We start from the raw sequence: 19,389 nt of genomic DNA on the forward strand, positions 1-19,389 counted from the left end.
TATGAATGTCCAAACAGAGTTCAACGCAGATGTCGGCATCATCGGAGCGGGCCCTTCCGGCCTGTTCCAGGTCTTTGAACTGGGCATTCACGGATTGACATCGATGGTATTTGAGGCGCGGCCGAACACCGGCGGGCAGTGCATCGAGCTCTATGCGGATAAGCCGATATACGATATACCGGCGTGTCCGGGCATTTCGGCCCGGGACCTGATCGGCAATCTGGAGAAACAGGTGCAGCCGTTCTCTCCAATTTGGAAATTCAACCAGACAGTTACCGAAATAGAAAAAACTGAAAATCCGTCGGGATTTCGCATAGGCACCAGCGGCGGAGAAACGTATCGGGTGAAATACATAGTGATAGCAACCGGCGCGGGGACCATGCGCCCGGTGCCCCTGAAGATCCCCGGAATAGACCAATTTGAAAATCGCTCTCTATTCTACCGCGTGGAAAATATAGACACACACAGGAACAAATCTATCGCCATTTTGGGTGGCGGCGATGCGGCGCTCGACTGGGCGCTGGAACTGAGCAAGATTGCCGGGGAAGTTGTGTTAATACACCGCTCAAGCCGTTTCCGGGCGATGCAGAAGTCTGTCGACGACTACATGCAACTGTGCCGCGATCAACGAGCCCGTTTTATACAGGGACAGGTGATAGATTTCAGTACAGACCAAAACCAAAACCTCTCCCACTTGAAAATCAGATCTGCGGATCAGGTAGTAAGGACGCTTGCCATCGATCAGCTGTTAGTGTGCTTCGGTATGTCTCCCAGCCTTCAGAACCTGCTGGATTGGGGAATAAAGCTGCACAATCACAAGATTGAGGTGAACACCGACTCGTTTGAATCGTCAACCGAAGGCATCTATGCGATCGGTGACAGCAACTACTACCTGGGCAAGAGAAACCTGATCCTGTCCGGATTTCACGAAGCGGCCCTGGCGGCTTTTGCCATCAAGCAGAAGGAACAGCAAGGCAGAAAGGTAATGCTTGAATACACAACCACGAGCCCAAGGATCCTCGAACGCCTCGGCATATCTGCAAATTCAATGCTGCGAAATGCATAGCTACCGGTGAATTAAGATGAAACTTAGCCCCAAATATGACAAAGAGCTGCTGCATCGTTACGACAGGCCATTGCCGAGATATACGTCCTACCCTACGGCCGTCAAGTTTGAAGAGGGATTCCGTTTGGAAGACTGGAGAAAGGGACTGGGCGAGAGCATTCAGAAACCCACACCATTCTCCCTCTATTTCCACATCCCGTTTTGCCGCTCTCCGTGCTTCTACTGTGCCTGCAATCGCATTATCACGCGGGACTCCTCGCGCAGCCAGCCTTACCTGGAAGCCATCTATAAGGAAATAGAGCTTGTCGCACGGCAACTTCCCGCTGGCGGGCGCAATGTCAGCCAGGTGCATTTTGGTGGAGGAACCCCCACTTTCCTGAGCAGCGTTCAGCTGGAAGAACTGTGGAGAACCATCAATCGGCACTTCGAACTGGATCCGGATGGGGAATATTCCATCGAGGTCGATCCACGCGCGTCCAGCGTGGAGCTGATCGAAAAGCTCACTCAGCTGGGATTCAACCGAATGAGCTTCGGAATCCAGGACCTCGACCCCGAGGTGCAGAAAGCGGTCAATCGCCTGCAAAGTGCCGAGGAGACATTTGCCCAGATCGCCGCCGCAAAGAAAAATGGTGTCAAATCGGTCAATGTCGATCTTATCTATGGATTGCCAAAACAGACCGCGAATACATTCGGCAACACCATAGAGCAGGTGATTGACGCCCGCCCCGAGCGGGTGGCGGTATATGGCTATGCCCATATGCCACACTTATTCAAGGCACAAACGCAGATCGACAAATACGACATTCCCAGCCTGTCGGAAAAATTAGGGCTGCTGGAGATCGCCATTGACCAGTTTCTGGCCGCAGGCTACGAGTATATCGGGCTCGATCACTTCGCCCTGCCAGATGACGAACTCGCAATTGCCCGCCGCCAGAATACGCTGCACCGCAACTTTCAGGGTTACTCGACGCAGAAAGAGTGTGACATGCTGGGATTCGGTGTCACCGCCATCGGCAAAATCGGCGATATTTTTTATCAGAACCTGAAGTCGGAAAAGGATTATCTGGACTGCCTTAAAGGGGAACAGCTCCCGATCAACAAGGGCTACCGAATGACGCCGGATGACAAAATTCGCGGCCAGCTCATCATGTCTTTGATGTGCCATGGCAGACTGGAATTTGATGATTTCGAGTCCCTTTCCGCGGCGAAATTTACCGACTATTTCAGCGATGTGATCGATGATATCGCGACGCTGGAATACGATGGCCTGATTGAGACAGACTCACATGGCGTCACGGTAACCCCTGTCGGCCAGCTGTTACTGAGAAACATCTGTCACGTTTTTGATGAATATCGCAAGCCTCGCGAGAGCAAAACGCGAATCCATGCGCTTTCTATATAGGAGCCAGATAGCAGGCTAATGCACAGATATCCGACGCAAAGGCTGTTCTTTGTTTCCGCTACAGTGCTGGCGATAATCGCTCCCTGGTTACTGTTACTGACCCTGACCGGGCAACTGGGCCTGCAATTTACCATCGCGGCCCACTCAAAGAGCATGCTGTTCGGATTCGTCGGGGCGCTGATTGCCGGCTATCTGGCCGGAAAACAGCGTCTGGCAAGCTTGCTTCTACTGTACGGATTGTGGCTTTCCGGCCGTATTCTGGAGGTCTTTGCGACCGACGAACTTGCCACAGGACTCGCATATTCCGCGTTTGGCATCCTATTGGCCCTGTTGGTAGCCCCCAAGTTCAAGGCGGCAAAGAAGTGGCGCAACAGGACGATGATGCCGCTCATTGCGCTTATCGGCTGCTTTCCGTTGGCAAGAGAGACTCTGCCGCTAATGACCGATACTTTCGAGTTTTCCAACATCAGCTTTGTACTGATGATATCGACATTGATGTATTTTATGGGCGGCCGCCTGATCACGCCGTCACTTACCCGGGCCTTTGCCGAATCGGGCCTGCCAATCGTTCATCGTGTGCAGCCACAATTGGAAGCTGCGACATTGGCGCTACTCTTTGCCGCCATCTGCGCCAGCCTTTTTTCCGCTCCGACCGGTTGGATAGCATCGCCGGCAATCGCCGCCGCCCTGCTGATCCTTTTCAGACTTTATCGTTGGAATCTGAGTAAACTGGGAAGCAGCTACTCTAGCCTGTGGGCCTTTGTCGCAGGCTATATTTGGCTCGCCCTGGGCATACTGGCTGTTAGCTTTGCTCTCGTGCTGGGCCACCCGCTTCAGTCGGGGATACATATCATTACGATTGGCGCGCTGGGCACTCTATCTTCGACAGTTATCCTGAGATTTTGCGTAGCGAACACTGATTCGAGCCGCCACTGGTATTATTCGTCCATATTATTGCTGGCTGGAGCGACGGCAATTCGATACTCGGTAAATCTGCTACCGGAGAATGCCACCGGACTCTTGTTTACCAGTGCCTGCCTCTGGAGCCTGAATTTTGCCGTCATTCTGTTTGGTGCTTGCCGGCGGAAATTGCAGGACAGGCCCTGCAGAAATCAGCGGGAGACAATAACTAATAACCCGGCAAATCTAAATTGCCGGGTTAATAGTGAGAGTTCGACCGGGCGCCAGTAACATTGTGCCATCGCGCGCGGGTACCAAGTGCCGCCAAGCGGGACGCGCCGCGCTATCCATGATCCCTTCCATGATCCCTTCCATAATCCCTTCGCACAGAAGTATCACTCTGACGACGCATCATCAACGGACAACAAATCGAGCAGTTCCAACTTCTGCCGGCCACCGACAAGGTCCTCGAGCGTATATTCGTCCAGAGTCGCAAAAAAGCTCTCCATAGCCTTGGCGAAAATCAACTTCAGCTGACAGGTCGGGGTAATGACGCATTGATTGTTCTTGCCAAAACACTCGACCAGCTTGCTCTCATTCTCGAGTTCGCGCACCAACTTGCCGATGTTGATACTGCGCGGCTCGGTGTTCAGCCGGATACCGCCATTTTTTCCCCGAATGGCCAGTAGGTAGCCTTTCGCATTCAGGTCCTGAACGATTTTCATCAGGTGGTTCTTGGAAATATCGTAACTCTTGGCGATGTCAGCAATGGTGCACAGGCCGTCGGTATTGACGGCCAGATAGATCAACACGCGCAAGGAGTAATCGGTATATCGAGTGATATGCATGGCTATTCCTGTTCAGTCGAAAGCAGGCAGCGGCTGCCGATCGTACTGGCTTCGTGACGGGTATTCGCGGTCGGGATACGGCAGATAAACAGTATTACCCCGCAGAAGATAACCCCCGAGAGAAGCAGCCCTAGCCGGCCAACTCCCAGGGCCAATAGTCCTATCCAGTTGGCGGCCAGCATTGCGACCACAAGGCGCTTGGTGGCCAACGACAGGCTACGCTCCCGCTGCCACTGCCGGATCGGCGGCCCGAACCGGCGGTGGTTGAGCAACCACTCTACCAGGCGAGAGTCTGCCTTGGCGCTGAACCACAGGCAACACAATAAGAATGGCGTAACAGGCAGCAGAGGCAGTATTGCTCCCAGGCAGGCGAGCAACAGACAGCACCAGGCCGCAAATCGATAGAGATGCCTGCGCCAAGCCACACACGGCTGATTCCGCGACAGCTTCATTGCCCTCAACATCCACCTCACCTCATAAACATGCATTGAGTTTACATCTTAAAAAGATGCAAGTACAATCCTCGCCATAAAGATGCATCACAAATACCTCTTTATAGTTCTAGCGTTCAGACTTGACCCCTCGGGGAAATGGGAGAAAACATGGACCTTTTAGACATTCCTTTAGCACTGTTGGCCCGGGAAATACCCGGCGCCACCTCGGTATTCAATCAGCACGGGTTGAGTTTCTGCAGCGGGGGAAAAAAGCCCCTCAAGGAAGCTATCGCCGATGCGCATCTCGACGAGCAGCAGGTACTGAATGACCTGCTCGAACTCACCGACCGAACTGCCGGCGACAAGCGGGACTGGAGTAACGCCAGCGACAGCGAATTGATCGAGCACCTATTGGAGCGCTTTCACCAGGTGCACCGGGCGCAACTGACGGAACTGCACCGCCTGGCGGAGCGCGTCGAGACAGCGCATTTTGCGAAACACGATTGTCCGCGAGGGCTGGCCGAACATCTGCGCCAGATGTCCGCCGAGCTCGAACAGCATATGCAGAAGGAAGAGCAAATTCTGTTCCCGATGCTGCTGCGCGGCCAGGGCCTCATGGCCGGGGGACCGATACGGGTGATGCTCCAGGAACACGACGAGCACGCAGCGGCAATCGCCAGGATCGACGAGCTGACCGACGGCATCACCACACCGGAAGACGCCTGCAATACCTGGCGAGCGCTGTATCTCGGCTTGCGCAGTTTCAAGGCCGACCTGCAGAAACATATCCAGCTCGAAAACGACATTCTGTTTGCGCGCAGTCTCGCAGCATAGGGGAATAAATCATGAGTAAGTACTACAAGCTATGGTGGACACTCATAGCCGTACTGGCCGTAACCTTCGGGGTACTGGGCTATTTCGGCAAGGAGGTCTACCGGGTAGCGCCACCGATACCGGCACAGGTCATGTCGGAAAACGGCACTGTCCTGATGACCAAAGACAGCATTCTCAACGGCCAGACAGCCTGGCAGTCCGTCGGCGGTATGCAGCTCGGCTCCATCTGGGGGCACGGCGCCTACCAGGCACCGGACTGGACCGCCGATTGGCTGCACCGCGAACTGGTTGCCTGGCTGGATCTCGCCGCGCAGGATAATTACGGCAAAGCCTATGCCGACCTGGACGCCGAGCAGCAGAACGCACTGCAGTTCCAGCTGAAAAAGGCCTACCGGAAGAACAACTACAACAAGGACGCCGATTCACTGGTCCTGAGCGAACGCCGCGTACAGGCAATCCAGGCCACCGCCGACTATTACCACAGGCTGTTCGGCGATGACCCGGAGCTGCAGCCCACCCGCAGCAGCTATGCGATGAAAGAGGCCACTCTGCCAAGCGCGGAGCGCCGCGATCGCCTGACCGAGTTCTTCTTCTGGACCGCCTGGGCCGCGGCCACTGAGCGGGAAGCCGGTGGTGCCACCTACACCAACAACTGGCCGCACGAACCCCTGATCGGCAATGTCCCTACCGCCGAGAATGTGGTGTGGTCGATTGTCAGTGTGGTACTGCTGATCGCCGGTATCGGCGGCCTGGTGTGGGCCTGGTCGTTTATGCGCAACGAAGATGAAAAGGAGCCGGCAGCACCCGCGCGGGACCCGCTGACCACCTTTAGTCTGACCCCATCGCAGAAAGCTCTGGGCAAGTACCTGTTTATTGTCGTTGCCCTGTTCACCTTCCAGGTTTTCCTCGGCGGCTTTACCGCGCACTACACGGTCGAGGGCCAGTCCTTCTACGGTCTGGAAACCTCCAAGTGGTTCCCCTACAGCCTGGTGCGCACCTGGCATATCCAGTCGGCGCTGTTCTGGATCGCCACCGGATTCCTCGCCGCCGGCCTCTTCCTGGCGCCGATCATCAACGGCGGCAAGGACCCGAAATTCCAGAAACTGGGCGTGGACATCCTGTTCTGGGCACTGGTGACTGTCGTTGCCGGTTCCTTTATCGGTAACTACCTGGCGATTGCTCAGATAATGCCGCAGGAGTGGAGCTTCTGGCTCGGCCACCAGGGTTACGAGTACGTCGACCTCGGCCGCCTGTGGCAGATCGGCAAATTTACCGGCGTCGCCTTCTGGCTGGTGTTGATGCTGCGCGCGATAGTGCCGGCGCTGCGCCAACCGGGCGACAAAAACCTACTGGCGCTGTTGACCGCCTCAGTAATCGCGATCGGCCTCTTTTACGGTGCCGGGTTCTTCTACGGTGAGAAAACGCATATTTCCATTATGGAGTACTGGCGCTGGTGGATCGTGCACCTGTGGGTGGAGGGCTTCTTCGAGGTCTTCGCTACCACGGCGCTGGCATTCATCTTCTGCAGCATGGGGCTGGTATCCAAGCGCATGGCAACCGTTGCCTCACTGGGTTCCGCGTCGCTGTTCATGCTCGGCGGCGTGCCGGGTACCTTCCACCACCTGTACTTCTCCGGCACCACCACACCGGTGATGGCGGTCGGCGCCACCTTCAGTGCGCTGGAGGTCGTGCCGCTGATCGTGCTCGGATACGAGGCCTGGGAACACTACCGCCTGAAGAACCGCGCCGCGTGGATGCAGCAGGTCAAGTGGCCGCTGCTGTTCTTCGTCGCCGTTGCTTTCTGGAACATGCTCGGCGCCGGTGTACTGGGCTTCTCCATCAACCCGCCGATTTCGCTGTACTACGTGCAGGGGTTGAACACTACGGCTACCCATGCCCACGCGGCGCTGTTCGGTGTATACGGCTTCCTGGCACTCGGCTTTACGCTGCTGGTACTGCGCTATATTCGCCCGCAACTGGTCTTCGACGAGAAGCTGATGAAAACCGCCTTCTGGTGGCTCAACGGCGGCCTGGTATTGATGCTGTTCACCAGCCTGCTGCCGGTCGGCATCATCCAGTTTGTCGCCAGCGCCTCCGAGGGACTCTGGTACGCACGCAGCGAGAGCTTTATGCAGGGCGACCTGCTGCAGACGCTGCGCTGGATCCGCACCATCGGCGATGTGGTCTTTATCGTCGGTGCCGTGGCGGTCGCTTGGCAGGTGGTCAAGGGTCTCTTGAATATCGGTACGCAAGGCGTAACCCAGCCAGAGATCAGCGACCAGTCAGCGCTGACGGACTAAACGCTTGATAGCACATAACGCCGGAGAGTGATTTCCTCTCCGGCCAAGCTTCAACGAAGTCTAATTTCATCTTTTGTTACAGCACCTTTTTCTAGGGTGCTGTACCTTTTCCTCACAGCTACTCGCGACCGGCCATGTCCGTCTCGCGGACCATCTCTCCGACTCTCCTTTGTTCCAACAGAAAATCCGGCAAACCAATCGACAATTCGTGCCGTTGAAAACACCGAAAATTTGAAGAATGGAGGAGCTCGCCGGCAAGCCCGGAGCCGCTGTGGAGAGGTATCGAGCGGATTGCCGCCCGCGACAATCATTCACCTGCCGCTGTAGCGGCAGGCAGATGACTGAAAGGAATTTGATGAGCTGGCCTGTAAGCCCAGAGCGGTTCTGAAGAGTCGTCGAGCGGATCGCCGCGCGGAACAATCATTCATCCACGGCGCAGCCGTGGCAGAATGTTGGGAATTTGGTGAGCTGGCCTGTAAGCCGGGTTCTGTCGAGGACAATCATTCATCTGGGATGCATGTCGCCACACACCTCAAGCGACCTACCCGCCCTCAGTGCGGGTCACACCTATAGAGGGCCTATTTGGTCTTGCTCCGGACGGGGTTTACCATGCCGCGGACTGTTACCAGCCGCGCGGTGCGCTCTTACCGCACCCTTTCACCCTTACCTGTGCCCGCGAACGGGCCATCGGCGGTCTACTCTCTGCTGCACTTTCCGTAGGCTCGCGCCCCCCAGGCGTTACCTGGCGTCCCACCCTATGGAGCCCGGACTTTCCTCCACCGCCTGAGCGACAGCGATTGTCCGGCCAGCTCGGACGCAAGAGTAATGACCCGGTTTCCCTTTGGCAAGTAAAACAGGCTCCTACGTAGCTGAGCAGCCGCTTCCGTCCCGGAGGACGGCAGCTCCGTCCATCCAGAAGTATAACCAGAATGTCGAACCACAAGCCTTCGCCCGCCATACGGGATGGCAACCGGACCCGTCGGGTGAGTATCGCAGAGCAAAGCAATAGTGCAGCGACAACCTGCACACATATAACGAATTAAATTTACTCCAACTTCAACCACAAAGAGTATTTTATTCCACGAACAGAGCCCAGCAACTTGCGGTGAAAAAACCTTTACAAGATCGCTCCTCACTCAATAGAAAATCCGCAAAAACGATCCGCAACATTCTGAAATTTTGCTAGTATTGACGGCCGTGATTCCCGCAATGGGACAGCCTTTATCGACTGCAAAAATAAAGATGATTACTGGCAACAATCTCACAAACTGGCATCAGACCATCGCCAGAATATTCGAAAGTGAAACTGACTCAGAGAGCATCTACGAGCTCCTAAAAGGGGTGGAAGCGCTGGTGCACGGCAACAGCAGTATGGCCATCCTCTATCCGAAAAAATCCACTCCCCAGGTCACACACCACCGCCTGCTCGCCAATGAGAAGCCCAGTGCTCAGGTCGACCGCTATATCGACGGCGCTTACCTGCTCGATCCCTTCTTTCGCGCGGCGATAGACGAATCCAGCGAGGGCCTGTTTCTGCTGCGTGAAGTGGCACCCGATGCCTTTGAGCAGACGGAATACTTTCGCGTCTACTACAGCGGGGCAAACCTAAGCGACGAGGCCTGCTACCTGGTGCAGGGAGAGGACGGCACTGTTGCCAGCCTGTCGATCGGGCGTGCGGCGGACCTGCATGGAGGGAGATTTTCGACCGATGAAGTCACTTTACTGCGCTCACTGTTTCCGCTGGTAAAGAGCGTACTGCGCAAGTGGATATTGGATCGCGATAGTGCGGAAACCGAGACGTTCGGCAATCGCCTCGACAGCGCGCTGGAAAATTTCGGCAATTCCGTGCTGACCAAGCGCGAATGCGAAGTCCTGCATATGACCATGCAGGGCCACTCGATCAAATCGATGGCGGAAAGGCTGGATGCGAGCGTCGATACCATCAAGACCCACCGCAAGCATATCTACTCCAAGCTCGACATCACCTCACAGTCAGAGCTCTTCTATCTGTTCATCAGCGCATTGCGCCACCACTCCGAATCCGACAAGGATCCACTGGTAAGCCTGGACCAGGCGAGCTGAAACCCCCAATAAAAAAACCCCGCAATAGGGATTACGGGGAAAGATAGGCAACAGGTGGATTACTTTTGCGTGACCGGGAAACCCATGCGCTCTACCATGCGAATCCAGGGTATGCGCCAACCACCCTTCTCATCGAGTGTATCCAAGGCATACATGGTGATCTTTGCCCCCAGCCAGCGAAAGGGTTCCGGCGGAATATAATTGGGCTGGGAGCTGGCAAATTTTAGCTTTCTCTCCGGCACATTTTTATCGTCGAGAATTGCCAAGCCGACTCGCGCACCAAAACGCGTCGCGGTGACGCCGAAACCGGAATAGCCGCCCGCGTATATCATCTTGCCGCCGTGGTAGTGCTGGTAGTGCACTGCCATACGCGTCGTCAGGGCGATAGGCCCACTCCAGGCATGGGAAAAACGGATCCCGCGCAGCATGGGGAAGGTGCGATAAAAATTGTCGATCAACCGCACATAGGGTTCTGGTGTCTTGTCCTGCTCCGGATCGGTGTTGTCACCGAAGAAATAGGCCAGGCGGCCGCCAAATAATATGCGGTTGTCCGCCGTCAGGCGCATATAGTTGAGCTGAGTACGAGTATCGTAGATGCCCTGACGGTTCTTCCAGCCAATCGATTCCATCTGCTCGTCGGTCAGCGGCTCGGTGACGACGATGCGGTCGCGAATCGCAGCGACCCGTCGGCGAATTTCTTTGCTGCCGTCCGCAAAGGCATTGGTGGCCAGCAATACCCGGTCGGCCTGGATACTGCCATCCGGTGTTTGCACAAACACACCGCCTTTTTTCTTGCGGTTGCGCAGCATGGGCGTATTTTCATAGATGCTGACCCCCAGCTCCATGGCCACACGTTTCAGGCCCCAGGCCAGCTTGGCCGGGTGCACGGTGCCGCTGCGCTTCTTCGACCAGAGGCCGCCGTTGAACAGCGGCGAGCGAACTTCCCGGTGGATGGCCTCCTTATCGAGCAGGTGCGCATCGTGACCGTAGCGGCGGTAGAGTTTGTATTCCTTTTCGATATCCGGAATTCCCTCCGGTCCCACGGCCACGGTCAGCTCACCGCCCCACTCGAGATCGCAATCGATGTTGTAGCGTTCAATGGTCGCGCGAAAACCGTCGAGATTCTCCTTGCCCAGCTGTTCCAGCACCTCCATATCTTCCGGAAACAGCCGCTGGGCATTTTCGAGGCCGTGCATCACCGAAGTGGACAGGATCGCCGCCGGGCGGCCGGAGGCGCCGATGGCGATGCTGTTGGCCTCGATCAGAACCACTTCCCGCTGCGGGTCCGCCTCCTTGGCCTGCACGGCCGCCCACAGGCCGGTAAAGCCGCCGCCGACAATCAGCAGGCTGCAGCGCAGATCGCGCGCGAGTGCGGGTTCTTCCGCCGGCCGCTCGGATGAATCCAGCCAGTAGGGAAAAAACGTAGTGTCCTCAAGCGCCTCTAGTGCCTGCGCCCTGATCTGTTCTTCACACATGATTACCTCACATCACCCTGAACCGTCGGCGCGGATTAATAGAAGTTGTACTTGACCGATACCCCGTAGATAGTGGGCATCTGGCGATAGAAGGAGCGACCGGCGAAGCTGGAAAATGCATAGGTCTCCCCGTCTTCGTCGCCTATATTTTTTACCCAGGCGCTGAAGCGCCACTGTTCCGCGGTGTCACTCAAGGCGGCCTCCGCATCCCAGGAACTGACCGGACCCGACAGCGCGTTGGTATCCGCCAGCTGCGCGGTCATTTCGTCACTGTGGCTGTAGCTGGTTTGCAGGCGCAGGTTCAGGTCGCTGCCGATAGGCAGGTCGTAGGCGGCGAGGCCGTTGTAGCTCCACTCCGGCGACTGCGACAATGCGGCGCCCGCGGGCAGGGGCGCGGCCAGTGCATCCACAAACAATTGGCTCACGCCGTCGGCCATGTCGTTGCCGCTGGGGTCAGCCGCAATACCGCGCATGTCTGCGGTGCCCGGCGCGCTGGTCACTTCGCTGTCGAGATAGGCGATACCCGCGATCAGCGTCAGGTTGTCGGTGGGCAACCAATGCATATCCAGTTCGAAGCCCTGGGTCTTGGATTCCGGCACATTGACCAGGGTGGTATCCGCGACCGGGAATTGCAGGTAATTACTGAAATCGTCGACGATGATGGTTACCAGCGACTGGCGGTCGGTGTAGTCGAGACTGAACACGGCACCGTTCAATTGCAGGGAGGCATCGAACAGTGTCGCCTTGAAGCCGGCCTCATAGGAAAGCACCTTCTCCGGCGCGACGTAGGCCCAGCTGATATCGTCGAGAATCGCCGCACCGTAGTAGGCGCCGCCCTTGTAGCTGTTGGCCACGTTGGCATAGAGCAGCAGATCGTCTTTCAGTTGCCAGTCCAGGCCCAGCTTGCCGGTCACCGCGCTTTCGCTGCTGCTATCGTTCAGTTCCGCAATCGTGTCGTTAAACGAGTAAACGTCATCGTGGTTGGTGGAAATACCGTCGAAGCTACGCTTGTCATTGCTGTAGCGCACCCCGGCGATCAGGTTCAGGGAGTCGTTGAGCGCGGTTTCCGTATGCAGGTAGGCACCGTAGGACCTGGTCACCTGTTCGTAGGAAGCGGTCAGCAGGTCCCAGCCCTGTACGGGCACATCCGTCGGGTCGAGTACAAAGGTGCTGGCCACCGAGTCGGTAACAAAGAAGGAATCGTCGAAGCGGTCCGTCACGTCCACTTGGTCCTCGGAAATATTGATACCCGCAATCCAGGTAACCGGGCCGTCGCCGGCACTCACCACACGGAATTCCTGCGACCATTGACTGATGCTGTTGTCCTGGTACAGATCCAGAATTGCCGCGGCGGAACCGCCGTAGTTATCCACCACTTCGCGGTCGTAACTGTCTACGGCGCTGATGGAGATAAAATCGAAATTCTCGAATCCGTAGCTCAGGTTCAGAGATGCGCCGTGACCAGACTCGTCACGGCCGACGTTCAGATCACCCACACTCACTCGCGTGGCATCTTCGGCGGAGTTGAGTACCGCGAAGGACGGATCGCCGAAAGCTTCGGCCAGACCGCTCACCTGTGGCGATACCGGCGTGGACTTGTCGGTGGTGACATAGACTTTGGCAATAGCCTCGCCGTTACCGGCAAACGGGAAGATCAGCTGGCCGCGTGCGGCGGCGCGATCCGTACCGCCAAATTCGCGGCCGGTATCCACGTCTTTCTGCCAGCCGTCCGCCCTGGACATTTGCACGCTGACCCGGCCGAGCACCTCACCGGCCACTTCGCCGCTAACCACACCGGTCAACTCCTTGGCGTTGTAGTTGCCGATACCGACATCCACATAGGCCTCGAATTCACTGCTCGGTTTGCGGGTAATAAAATTGATCGCACCGCCGGTGGTGTTCTTGCCGTACAGGGTGCCCTGTGGACCTTTCAACACTTCCACACGCTCAATGTCAAACAGCTGGCCGCCGAGAAATGCCGGGTTGCTGGCGAAGACTTCGTCGGTGTAGATACCCACACCACTGCTGTTGTTGGGGCTGAAATCGTCGAGGCCGATACCGCGAATTGCGAATATCGGCGTGCCACCGGAGGTGGAATTTACGGTGACCAGGCCGGGCGTGTGCGCCCCCAGGTCCACGGCACTGTCGATACCCAGGTTTTCCATCTGTTCACCGCCGAAAGCGCTGGCGGAAACACCGATATCGTTGACAGACTGCTCGCGCTTCTGCGCGGTAACACTCACTTCCTCGATCTGATTGGCGTGGGAAGCCGCCGAAAAACCCAGCCCCGAAAACAGGGCTCCGGTAATGGCGACGGTCAGAATTCTCTTGTCGAAACGAAACAGGCTTATTTCAGTTGGCGAACACATGTCTTTCCCTCTTCGTCGTTATTACTTTTATCGATGAGAGAAATATAAAAATTGTCGCGCGCGGAAGGTATCACCTGATGGGGTGAGAAAACCGAATTGAAATTCGAATTTATATTTTCGGCAGGAAACGCAAAAATCCCCGCAACCTTAATCGGCTGCGGGGCAAAAACTTTGACTGATTGGCAAAGAATTAAATCAACAGACGGCCGGCGAAATTTCTGCCCTATTCTGTTTTTCCGCCCAGACGATTGCCACCTCGCCCAGCAGGATCGTGATCACCGAACCGATCAACACCGGCCACTGGATTCCCTCACCGGGAGTGTAGGTAAACAGAACGATACAGATTACCAGCACCGTTACACAGAATCCCGTAAGAATCACAGCTACTGTGTCACCGCCGGGCACGGCAAAGGGTCGCGGGCGCGCGCCATCGATGCGGCGCATTTTCAGGAAGGCCAGGAACATGCCGATATAGGGCAGCAGAAAGATCACGCCGCTGAACGCAAACAGGGACCAGAACAGATCCTCGTTGGAATTCACCAGGAATCCGTACAGCAGCAGGATCAGCGTACTCGCCACCCCCATCAGCACCGCGGCGCCGACCGGCGTATTGCGAGTCTCGCTCTTCAGGGCAAAGGCCCGCGGCAGCTCGCCCTCTTCCGCCGCCTCCGCCGCGGCGCGGTTGCCGCCGATAGCCCAGGTCACGCCGTTGGAAAAAAACGTATAAAGTGCGGCGAGCCCCAGCAGTACCACGAAAGCCTCGCCTATTGCAGAACCACCGAAGAAAAGTCGGAGGGTATCCACCAGGCCTTCCACCAGGTCGATATCCGCTGCCGGGATGGCCGCCAGTATCGCGGTGGTGCCGAGGGTGTACAGGACGAGAATCAATATACCGGATACCAGGATCGACAGCGGCACATCCCGCCGCGGATTGCGCATCTCTTCACTGCTGGCACTGATCAGCTCGAAACCGAGCATGCCGTAGATGATCGCCGGCAAATACTGCAGGCTGCTGCCCCAGTCGGGCTTGATGCTGGCGAGGGAAATCGGGTTGGCGAGACCGTTGTCGGCGGCGTAATAGCCGGCGCCGACTATGATCGACAGGAAAATGAGGATTTTAAAAACCGCGCCGATGTTCGGTACCCACTTGCCGATATTCAGGGTCACCACATTGGCGGCCACCGCGATCCAGGTCAGCACTATGCCGATGGCGATCTGGTGGGCGACCGTCATTTGCGGAAAAAACAGTTGTTTCGCCACTCCGGCAAACAGGATAAATATTGCCGGCATCCAGATGGCCACATTGACCCAGTAGCTCCAGCTGATACGCGATCCCCAGCGACCGCCGAAGGCATCGCGCACCCAGGCGTAGATACCGCCCTGTTCCGGATAGGTGCAGCCCAGTTCCGCCGATACCAGCGCGAAGGGCACGAAAAAAAATACCCCCAGAAACAGCCACCAGAAAATGCTCGAAGTGCCGATGGCCGCGGTGGCCGCCAGGGTGTCCACCAGCAGAATGGCGGAGACGGTAAACAGGATCATATCCCGCTTGCCGAGGTTTTTTTTGACTGCTGCAAGCTCTGTCACGGTGACCTCCCGTGTTGACTATTGTTATTGACTTCCAGTCGCTCTATTTATTTGCGCTATTACTCGGCCGGTTTGCCCAGCTGCACCGATTTGATTTCGGTGAATTCCTCCACCCCGTGGGCGGAGAACTCGCGCCCGTTACCGCTCTGCTTGTAACCGCCAAACGGAGCGCGGTAATTGAACTCGCCGCCGTTGACGAAACACAGGCCCGCGCGAATGCGGCGCGCAATGGCCAGCGCATCCTGTTCGGTAGCGGCATAGACGCCGGAGGAGAGACCGTAGGGGGAATCGTTGGCGATGGCCACCGCCTCGTCGAGACTCGAGTACGGAATCACGCACAGTACCGGTCCGAATATTTCCTCGCGGGCGATGCGCATATCGTTGCGCACGTCGCTAAAGACCGTGGGCTTTACGTAGTAACCGGTGGTGTGTCCGTCCGGCTTGCCGGGGCCGCCGCACAGCAGGGTGGCGCCCTCTTCGAGGCCGATGCCGATGTAATCCTGCACCTGCTGCCACTGGCGCAGCGACGATACCGGCCCCATAAAGGCGCCCTCGTCGGCGCCCACAGAAATCTCTGCGACTCGCGCCCGGATCAAGTCCGCCACCTCGTCACTGCGCTCCGCCGGCACCAGCATGCGCGTCAGCGCGGTGCAGGTCTGGCCGCTATTGATCATCACATCGTCGACGCCGTAGCGCACCGCCGCCGCCAGATCCGCATCTGCGGTAATGATGTAGGGGGATTTGCCGCCGAGCTCCTGGGTCACCCGCTTCACGGTCGGTGCCGCGGCCCTGGCAATTTCCACACCGGCGCGGGTGGAGCCTGTGAAAGACACCATGTCCACCTGCGGATGCTCGCACAGTGCCTGCCCCACCTCGGCGCCGCGCCCGGACACCAGATTGAAGACACCGGCCGGCAGGCCTGCCTCGTGCATAATCTCCGCCATCAGGAAGTCCTGCAGCGGCGTCTGCTCGGAGGGCTTGACCACCATGGTACAGCCGGCCGCAAGCGCCGCGCCCAGCTTGCCGACGAACTGGTGCAGTGGATAGTTCCAGGGATTGATAAACGCGCAGACACCAACCGCTTCGCGCCACACCAGCGAATGGCCGGCCTCACTGGTCTGTTCGGTGATACCGGTGTGCTCGGCAAACAGGCGCATAGCCTCGATGGGCCCGTTCACCTGCAGCCAGGTGGCGATGTGCTGCGGGCAACCCATGCTGGCGGAGATGGCCGTGGTAAGTTCGGCCTTGCGCGCCTCCATCAGCTCGGCGATGCGCAGCAGTATGCTGCGGCGCTCATCACTGGAAGTTCTGGACCAGCCGTCAAAGGCACTGCGGGCGGCGCGCACCGCGCAGTCGACATCCGCGGCGCTGCCTTGCGGCACACGGGCAATACAGGTTTCGGTCGCGGGATTGATGACCTCGAGCTGACCGGCGCCGGCGGGCGGCTGCCAACGGCCATCGATAAAGAGCTTGTTATAGTTGTCCACCATGCCTCCGGGCTTTTATTGTCGGGCCCTTGAACGATTCGGCAATCCGGCCAACCCATCCAAACGGGTTAAAGATTAACCGAAACCGAATATTTCGTCAGTAATTAGTATGATGGCTTGCCGGTGGGGCAACTATCACCTGTTCAGGTGATGACGCCCTCCCCGCCCGCCGCCAGTTCACGCTGTAAGTCCTTAGCTCCCGCCTGCAATGGCGCACCCCGGCTGCTCAGCCACTCAAAGATCAGTCCCAGCACCAGGCGCGAACGGGCGTTGAGCTCGGGGCCGCGGCCGCAGGCCAGGTAGAGGGACTGGCCGATGGTGAAGGGGCGCTCGATCACCGTCACCAGCCGCCCCGCCTTCAGGTCCTCGCCGACCTCCTGGCGGTCCGCCAGCGCCAGCCCCATCCCCAAACGCGCCGCCTCGATTGCCTGATAGGCGTAGTCGAACTGCACTTCCCCGGCGCCTGGAACATAGTCCACGCCCTGGCTGGTAAACCAGCTCGGCCACTGCTGCAGGGTGTCGTGCAGCAGAGGCAGCTGCAGCAGGTCCCGCGGCCGGCCGAATCTGCGCTGTTGCAGCAGCTGTGGGCTGCAGACGGGCAGGTAATGTTCTTCATAGAGCGCCGTCACCCGCCGCTCCGGTGCCTCCGGCTCCCCCAGACAGATAGCGATATCGATATCGCTGTGCAGACGACGCGCGCGGGGCTCGATGGTGGTCAGGCGCAGGCGGATCTCCGGATACCTGGCGCGCACCTCGCGCAGCAGCCGCAGCATCCAGCTCAGAGAAATGGTGGCGGTGGTCGCGATCACCACCTCGCCGCTCAGGCTCTCGGGATCCAGATACAGAAGCCCCTTTTCCAGCTGGGTGAAGGCATCGCTCACGACCCGGTGCAGGCGCCGGCCGGCGGCGGTCAGTGCCAGGCGGTTGCCGCTGCGCTCGAACAGCGGCGTGCCCAGGCGCGCCTCCAGCTCGCGGATCTGGCGGCTGAGTGCCGGGTGCGACACGTGCAGCTCATCGGCCGCGCGCCGCATATGGCAGTGGCGCCCCACCGCGTGGAAGGTGCGCAGTGACGTGAGGGACAGGTTTCTGAGCTGGGCGGCCATGGAACTCTCGCTTTTGGTATCTAAAAGGCACCGTTTTGGCAATTAAAAGTTAATTGCCTGCAAGAAATCAAACCATAGACTCATGTTTCTCACCCCTAGACCTGCGAATGAATAACAACGGAGCCAGGCAAAATGACCGCCAGCAGTAACTTACGCGTAAACGGCCAGCGACTCTGGGACTCGCTGATGGAGATGGCCACCATCGGCGCCACCGCCAAGGGCGGCTGCAACCGCCAGGCACTGACCGAGCTGGATCGCGACGGCCGCGACCTGTTCGTGCGCTGGTGCCGCGAGGCCGGCTGCAGCATCGACATTGACGCGATGGGCAATATCTTCGCCCGCCGTCCGGGCCGCAATCCGGATCTGCCACCGGTGCTGACCGGCTCTCACCTGGACACCCAGCCCACCGGCGGCCGATTCGACGGCGTCTACGGCGTACTGGCGGGGCTGGAAGTAGTCCGCAGCCTCAACGACGCCGGTATCGAGACCGAAGCGCCGCTGGAAGTGGCCGTGTGGACCAACGAAGAGGGTGCGCGCTTCTCTCCGGCGATGATCGGCTCGGGTGTCTGGAGTGGTGAGTTCGACCTCGACTACGCCTACAGCCGTACCGACAAGGACGGCAAAACCTTCGGCGACGAACTGCAGCGCATCGGCTACCGCGGCCAGACCGCGGCCAAAGCGCGCCCGCTCGCGGCCGCCTTCGAGGTGCATATCGAACAGGGGCCGATCCTGGAACAGGAGCAGAAACAGATCGGTGTGCTCAGCGGCGTCCAGGGCATGCACTGGTACGACCTGACCCTTGTCGGCCAGCCGTGCCACGCCGGCCCCAGCCCGATGGAGGGCCGCCGCGATCCGTTTATGGCGCTGCACCGGATTCTCGAGCAGCTCTACCGCCTGGCCGAGGACCACGGGCCCTGGGCGCGGGTGACCTTCGGTGATATACGGGCCGAGCCCGGCAGCCGCAATACGGTGCCGGAACAGCTCGTCCTCGCCGTGGACCTGCGCCACCCGGACCAGCAGATACTGAATGCGATGGATCACAGCTTCCGCGAGATCGCCGCCGCGGCCGCGGCGGAAGTGGGCGTGGAGGCTTCGATCCGCGACGAGTGGCGCTCGCCGGCAGTGGCCTTTGCCCCCCAGTGCGTCGCCGCAGTGCGCGAATCGGTGGCCGATCTCGGCTACAGCAACAAGGAGATGGTTTCCGGTGCGGGGCACGACTCGGTGTACATCTCGCGCGTCGCCCCCACCGGCATGATCTTCGTGCCCTGTGAAAAGGGCCTGTCGCACAACGAGGCGGAGAACGCACAGCCCGAGGACCTGGAAGCCGGCGCCAATGTGCTGCTGCACGCGATGCTGAAAATGGCCTCATAAAGCTGACGAAGTAGATAAGCGCGAAGCGAAGGCCCGGTTGCCGGAGCTATTTGCGGGACTGTCGGCCGGAGGGACCCGGCCGACAAGCCTACAGGGACGTATTCACGGCGTGTCCCGCAAATGGCTCCGGC

14 protein-coding genes and 1 other RNA gene are annotated in these 19,389 nt (G+C 58.3%); 7 read left to right on the forward strand and 8 right to left on the reverse strand.

Annotated elements, in window-relative coordinates; genetic code table 11:
• Nucleotide 1 precedes the first annotated feature (1 nt).
• From BUC36_RS05290 to BUC36_RS05300, 3 genes are read left to right on the forward strand one after another with little or no spacing between them, the layout of a single operon-like run.
• A complete protein-coding gene (locus tag BUC36_RS05290; protein ID WP_073272423.1) occupies nt 2–1,066 on the forward strand; it encodes an NAD(P)/FAD-dependent oxidoreductase in 1,065 nt (354 codons plus the stop codon).
• Nucleotides 1,067–1,082: 16 nt separating this feature from the next.
• Complete coding sequence (hemN, locus tag BUC36_RS05295; protein WP_073272425.1) at nt 1,083–2,468, forward strand: oxygen-independent coproporphyrinogen III oxidase; 1,386 nt, start codon at nt 1,083–1,085, stop codon at nt 2,466–2,468.
• Nucleotides 2,469–2,486: 18 nt separating this feature from the next.
• On the forward strand, nt 2,487–3,659 hold the full coding sequence (locus BUC36_RS05300) for an NnrS family protein (RefSeq protein ID WP_073272428.1): 1,173 nt from the start codon (nt 2,487–2,489) through the stop codon (nt 3,657–3,659).
• 104 nt (nt 3,660–3,763) lie between these two features.
• Here the strand turns inward: BUC36_RS05300 and BUC36_RS05305 are convergent, their stop codons facing one another.
• On the reverse strand, nt 3,764–4,216 hold the full coding sequence (locus tag BUC36_RS05305; RefSeq protein ID WP_073272430.1) for an RrF2 family transcriptional regulator: 453 nt from the start codon (nt 4,214–4,216) through the stop codon (nt 3,764–3,766).
• Nucleotides 4,217–4,218: 2 nt separating this feature from the next.
• Nucleotides 4,219–4,704, reverse strand: a complete 486-nt coding sequence (locus tag BUC36_RS19375; RefSeq protein WP_073272432.1) for a YbaN family protein — start codon at nt 4,702–4,704, stop codon at nt 4,219–4,221.
• Nucleotides 4,705–4,818: 114 nt separating this feature from the next.
• Here BUC36_RS19375 and ytfE point away from each other — a divergent pair, with 114 nt between their 5' ends.
• Nucleotides 4,819–5,484 carry an iron-sulfur cluster repair protein YtfE gene (ytfE, locus tag BUC36_RS05315; protein ID WP_073272434.1) on the forward strand — a complete coding sequence of 222 codons (666 nt, stop codon included), beginning with the start codon at nt 4,819–4,821 and terminating at the stop codon, nt 5,482–5,484.
• 11 nt (nt 5,485–5,495) lie between these two features.
• Nucleotides 5,496–7,784 (forward strand): nitric-oxide reductase large subunit, encoded by a 2,289-nt coding sequence (locus tag BUC36_RS05320; protein ID WP_073272436.1) that lies wholly within the window; start codon nt 5,496–5,498, stop codon nt 7,782–7,784.
• A gap of 460 nt (nt 7,785–8,244) precedes the next feature.
• Here BUC36_RS05320 and rnpB read toward each other — a convergent pair.
• Nucleotides 8,245–8,597: RNase P RNA component class A (rnpB, locus tag BUC36_RS05325), an RNA gene on the reverse strand.
• Nucleotides 8,598–9,026: 429 nt separating this feature from the next.
• Between rnpB and BUC36_RS05330 the strand changes: the two genes are divergently transcribed.
• On the forward strand, nt 9,027–9,866 hold the full coding sequence (locus BUC36_RS05330; protein ID WP_073272438.1) for a helix-turn-helix transcriptional regulator: 840 nt from the start codon (nt 9,027–9,029) through the stop codon (nt 9,864–9,866).
• A 59-nt stretch (nt 9,867–9,925) separates the two neighbouring features.
• On the opposite strand, the gene BUC36_RS05335 is transcribed toward BUC36_RS05330, so the two are convergent.
• The 5 genes from BUC36_RS05335 to BUC36_RS05355 all read right to left on the reverse strand — a co-directional run bounded on the left by BUC36_RS05335 (nt 9,926) and on the right by BUC36_RS05355 (nt 17,887).
• On the reverse strand, nt 9,926–11,341 hold the full coding sequence (locus BUC36_RS05335) for an NAD(P)/FAD-dependent oxidoreductase (protein WP_073272441.1): 1,416 nt from the start codon (nt 11,339–11,341) through the stop codon (nt 9,926–9,928).
• A 35-nt stretch (nt 11,342–11,376) separates the two neighbouring features.
• Nucleotides 11,377–13,710 carry a TonB-dependent receptor gene (locus tag BUC36_RS05340; RefSeq protein ID WP_073272443.1) on the reverse strand — a complete coding sequence of 778 codons (2,334 nt, stop codon included), beginning with the start codon at nt 13,708–13,710 and terminating at the stop codon, nt 11,377–11,379.
• Between the two features lie 195 nt (nt 13,711–13,905).
• Entirely contained in the window at nt 13,906–15,297 is a 1,392-nt protein-coding gene (locus BUC36_RS05345; RefSeq protein ID WP_234994890.1) for an APC family permease, read from the reverse strand.
• Between the two features lie 59 nt (nt 15,298–15,356).
• Nucleotides 15,357–16,784 carry an aldehyde dehydrogenase family protein gene (locus BUC36_RS05350; protein ID WP_143186887.1) on the reverse strand — a complete coding sequence of 476 codons (1,428 nt, stop codon included), beginning with the start codon at nt 16,782–16,784 and terminating at the stop codon, nt 15,357–15,359.
• Nucleotides 16,785–16,927: 143 nt separating this feature from the next.
• Complete coding sequence (locus BUC36_RS05355; protein ID WP_073272447.1) at nt 16,928–17,887, reverse strand: LysR substrate-binding domain-containing protein; 960 nt, start codon at nt 17,885–17,887, stop codon at nt 16,928–16,930.
• Nucleotides 17,888–18,019: 132 nt separating this feature from the next.
• Here BUC36_RS05355 and BUC36_RS05360 point away from each other — a divergent pair, with 132 nt between their 5' ends.
• Nucleotides 18,020–19,258, forward strand: a complete 1,239-nt coding sequence (locus tag BUC36_RS05360; RefSeq protein WP_073272449.1) for a Zn-dependent hydrolase — start codon at nt 18,020–18,022, stop codon at nt 19,256–19,258.
• The last annotated feature ends 131 nt before the right edge of the window (nt 19,259–19,389 follow it).

Source organism: Microbulbifer donghaiensis (assembly GCF_900129095.1).
Taxonomy (GTDB): domain Bacteria; phylum Pseudomonadota; class Gammaproteobacteria; order Pseudomonadales; family Cellvibrionaceae; genus Microbulbifer; species Microbulbifer donghaiensis.

Bases quoted from the DNA above. Each gene is read 5' to 3' on its own strand.
- BUC36_RS05335 (WP_073272441.1), bottom strand. From the start codon at position 11,341: ATGTGTGAAGAACAGATCAGGGCGCAGGCACTAGAGGCGCTTGAGGAC.
- BUC36_RS05290 (WP_073272423.1), top strand. From the start codon at position 2: ATGAATGTCCAAACAGAGTTCAACGCAGATGTCGGCATCATCGGAGCG.
- hemN (WP_073272425.1), top strand. From the start codon at position 1,083: ATGAAACTTAGCCCCAAATATGACAAAGAGCTGCTGCATCGTTACGAC.
- ytfE (WP_073272434.1), top strand. From the start codon at position 4,819: ATGGACCTTTTAGACATTCCTTTAGCACTGTTGGCCCGGGAAATACCC.
- BUC36_RS05300 (WP_073272428.1), top strand. From the start codon at position 2,487: ATGCACAGATATCCGACGCAAAGGCTGTTCTTTGTTTCCGCTACAGTG.
- BUC36_RS05305 (WP_073272430.1), bottom strand. From the start codon at position 4,216: ATGCATATCACTCGATATACCGATTACTCCTTGCGCGTGTTGATCTAT.
- BUC36_RS05355 (WP_073272447.1), bottom strand. From the start codon at position 17,887: ATGGCCGCCCAGCTCAGAAACCTGTCCCTCACGTCACTGCGCACCTTC.
- BUC36_RS05320 (WP_073272436.1), top strand. From the start codon at position 5,496: ATGAGTAAGTACTACAAGCTATGGTGGACACTCATAGCCGTACTGGCC.
- BUC36_RS05330 (WP_073272438.1), top strand. From the start codon at position 9,027: ATGATTACTGGCAACAATCTCACAAACTGGCATCAGACCATCGCCAGA.
- BUC36_RS05340 (WP_073272443.1), bottom strand. From the start codon at position 13,710: ATGTGTTCGCCAACTGAAATAAGCCTGTTTCGTTTCGACAAGAGAATT.
- BUC36_RS05360 (WP_073272449.1), top strand. From the start codon at position 18,020: ATGACCGCCAGCAGTAACTTACGCGTAAACGGCCAGCGACTCTGGGAC.
- BUC36_RS19375 (WP_073272432.1), bottom strand. From the start codon at position 4,704: ATGCATGTTTATGAGGTGAGGTGGATGTTGAGGGCAATGAAGCTGTCG.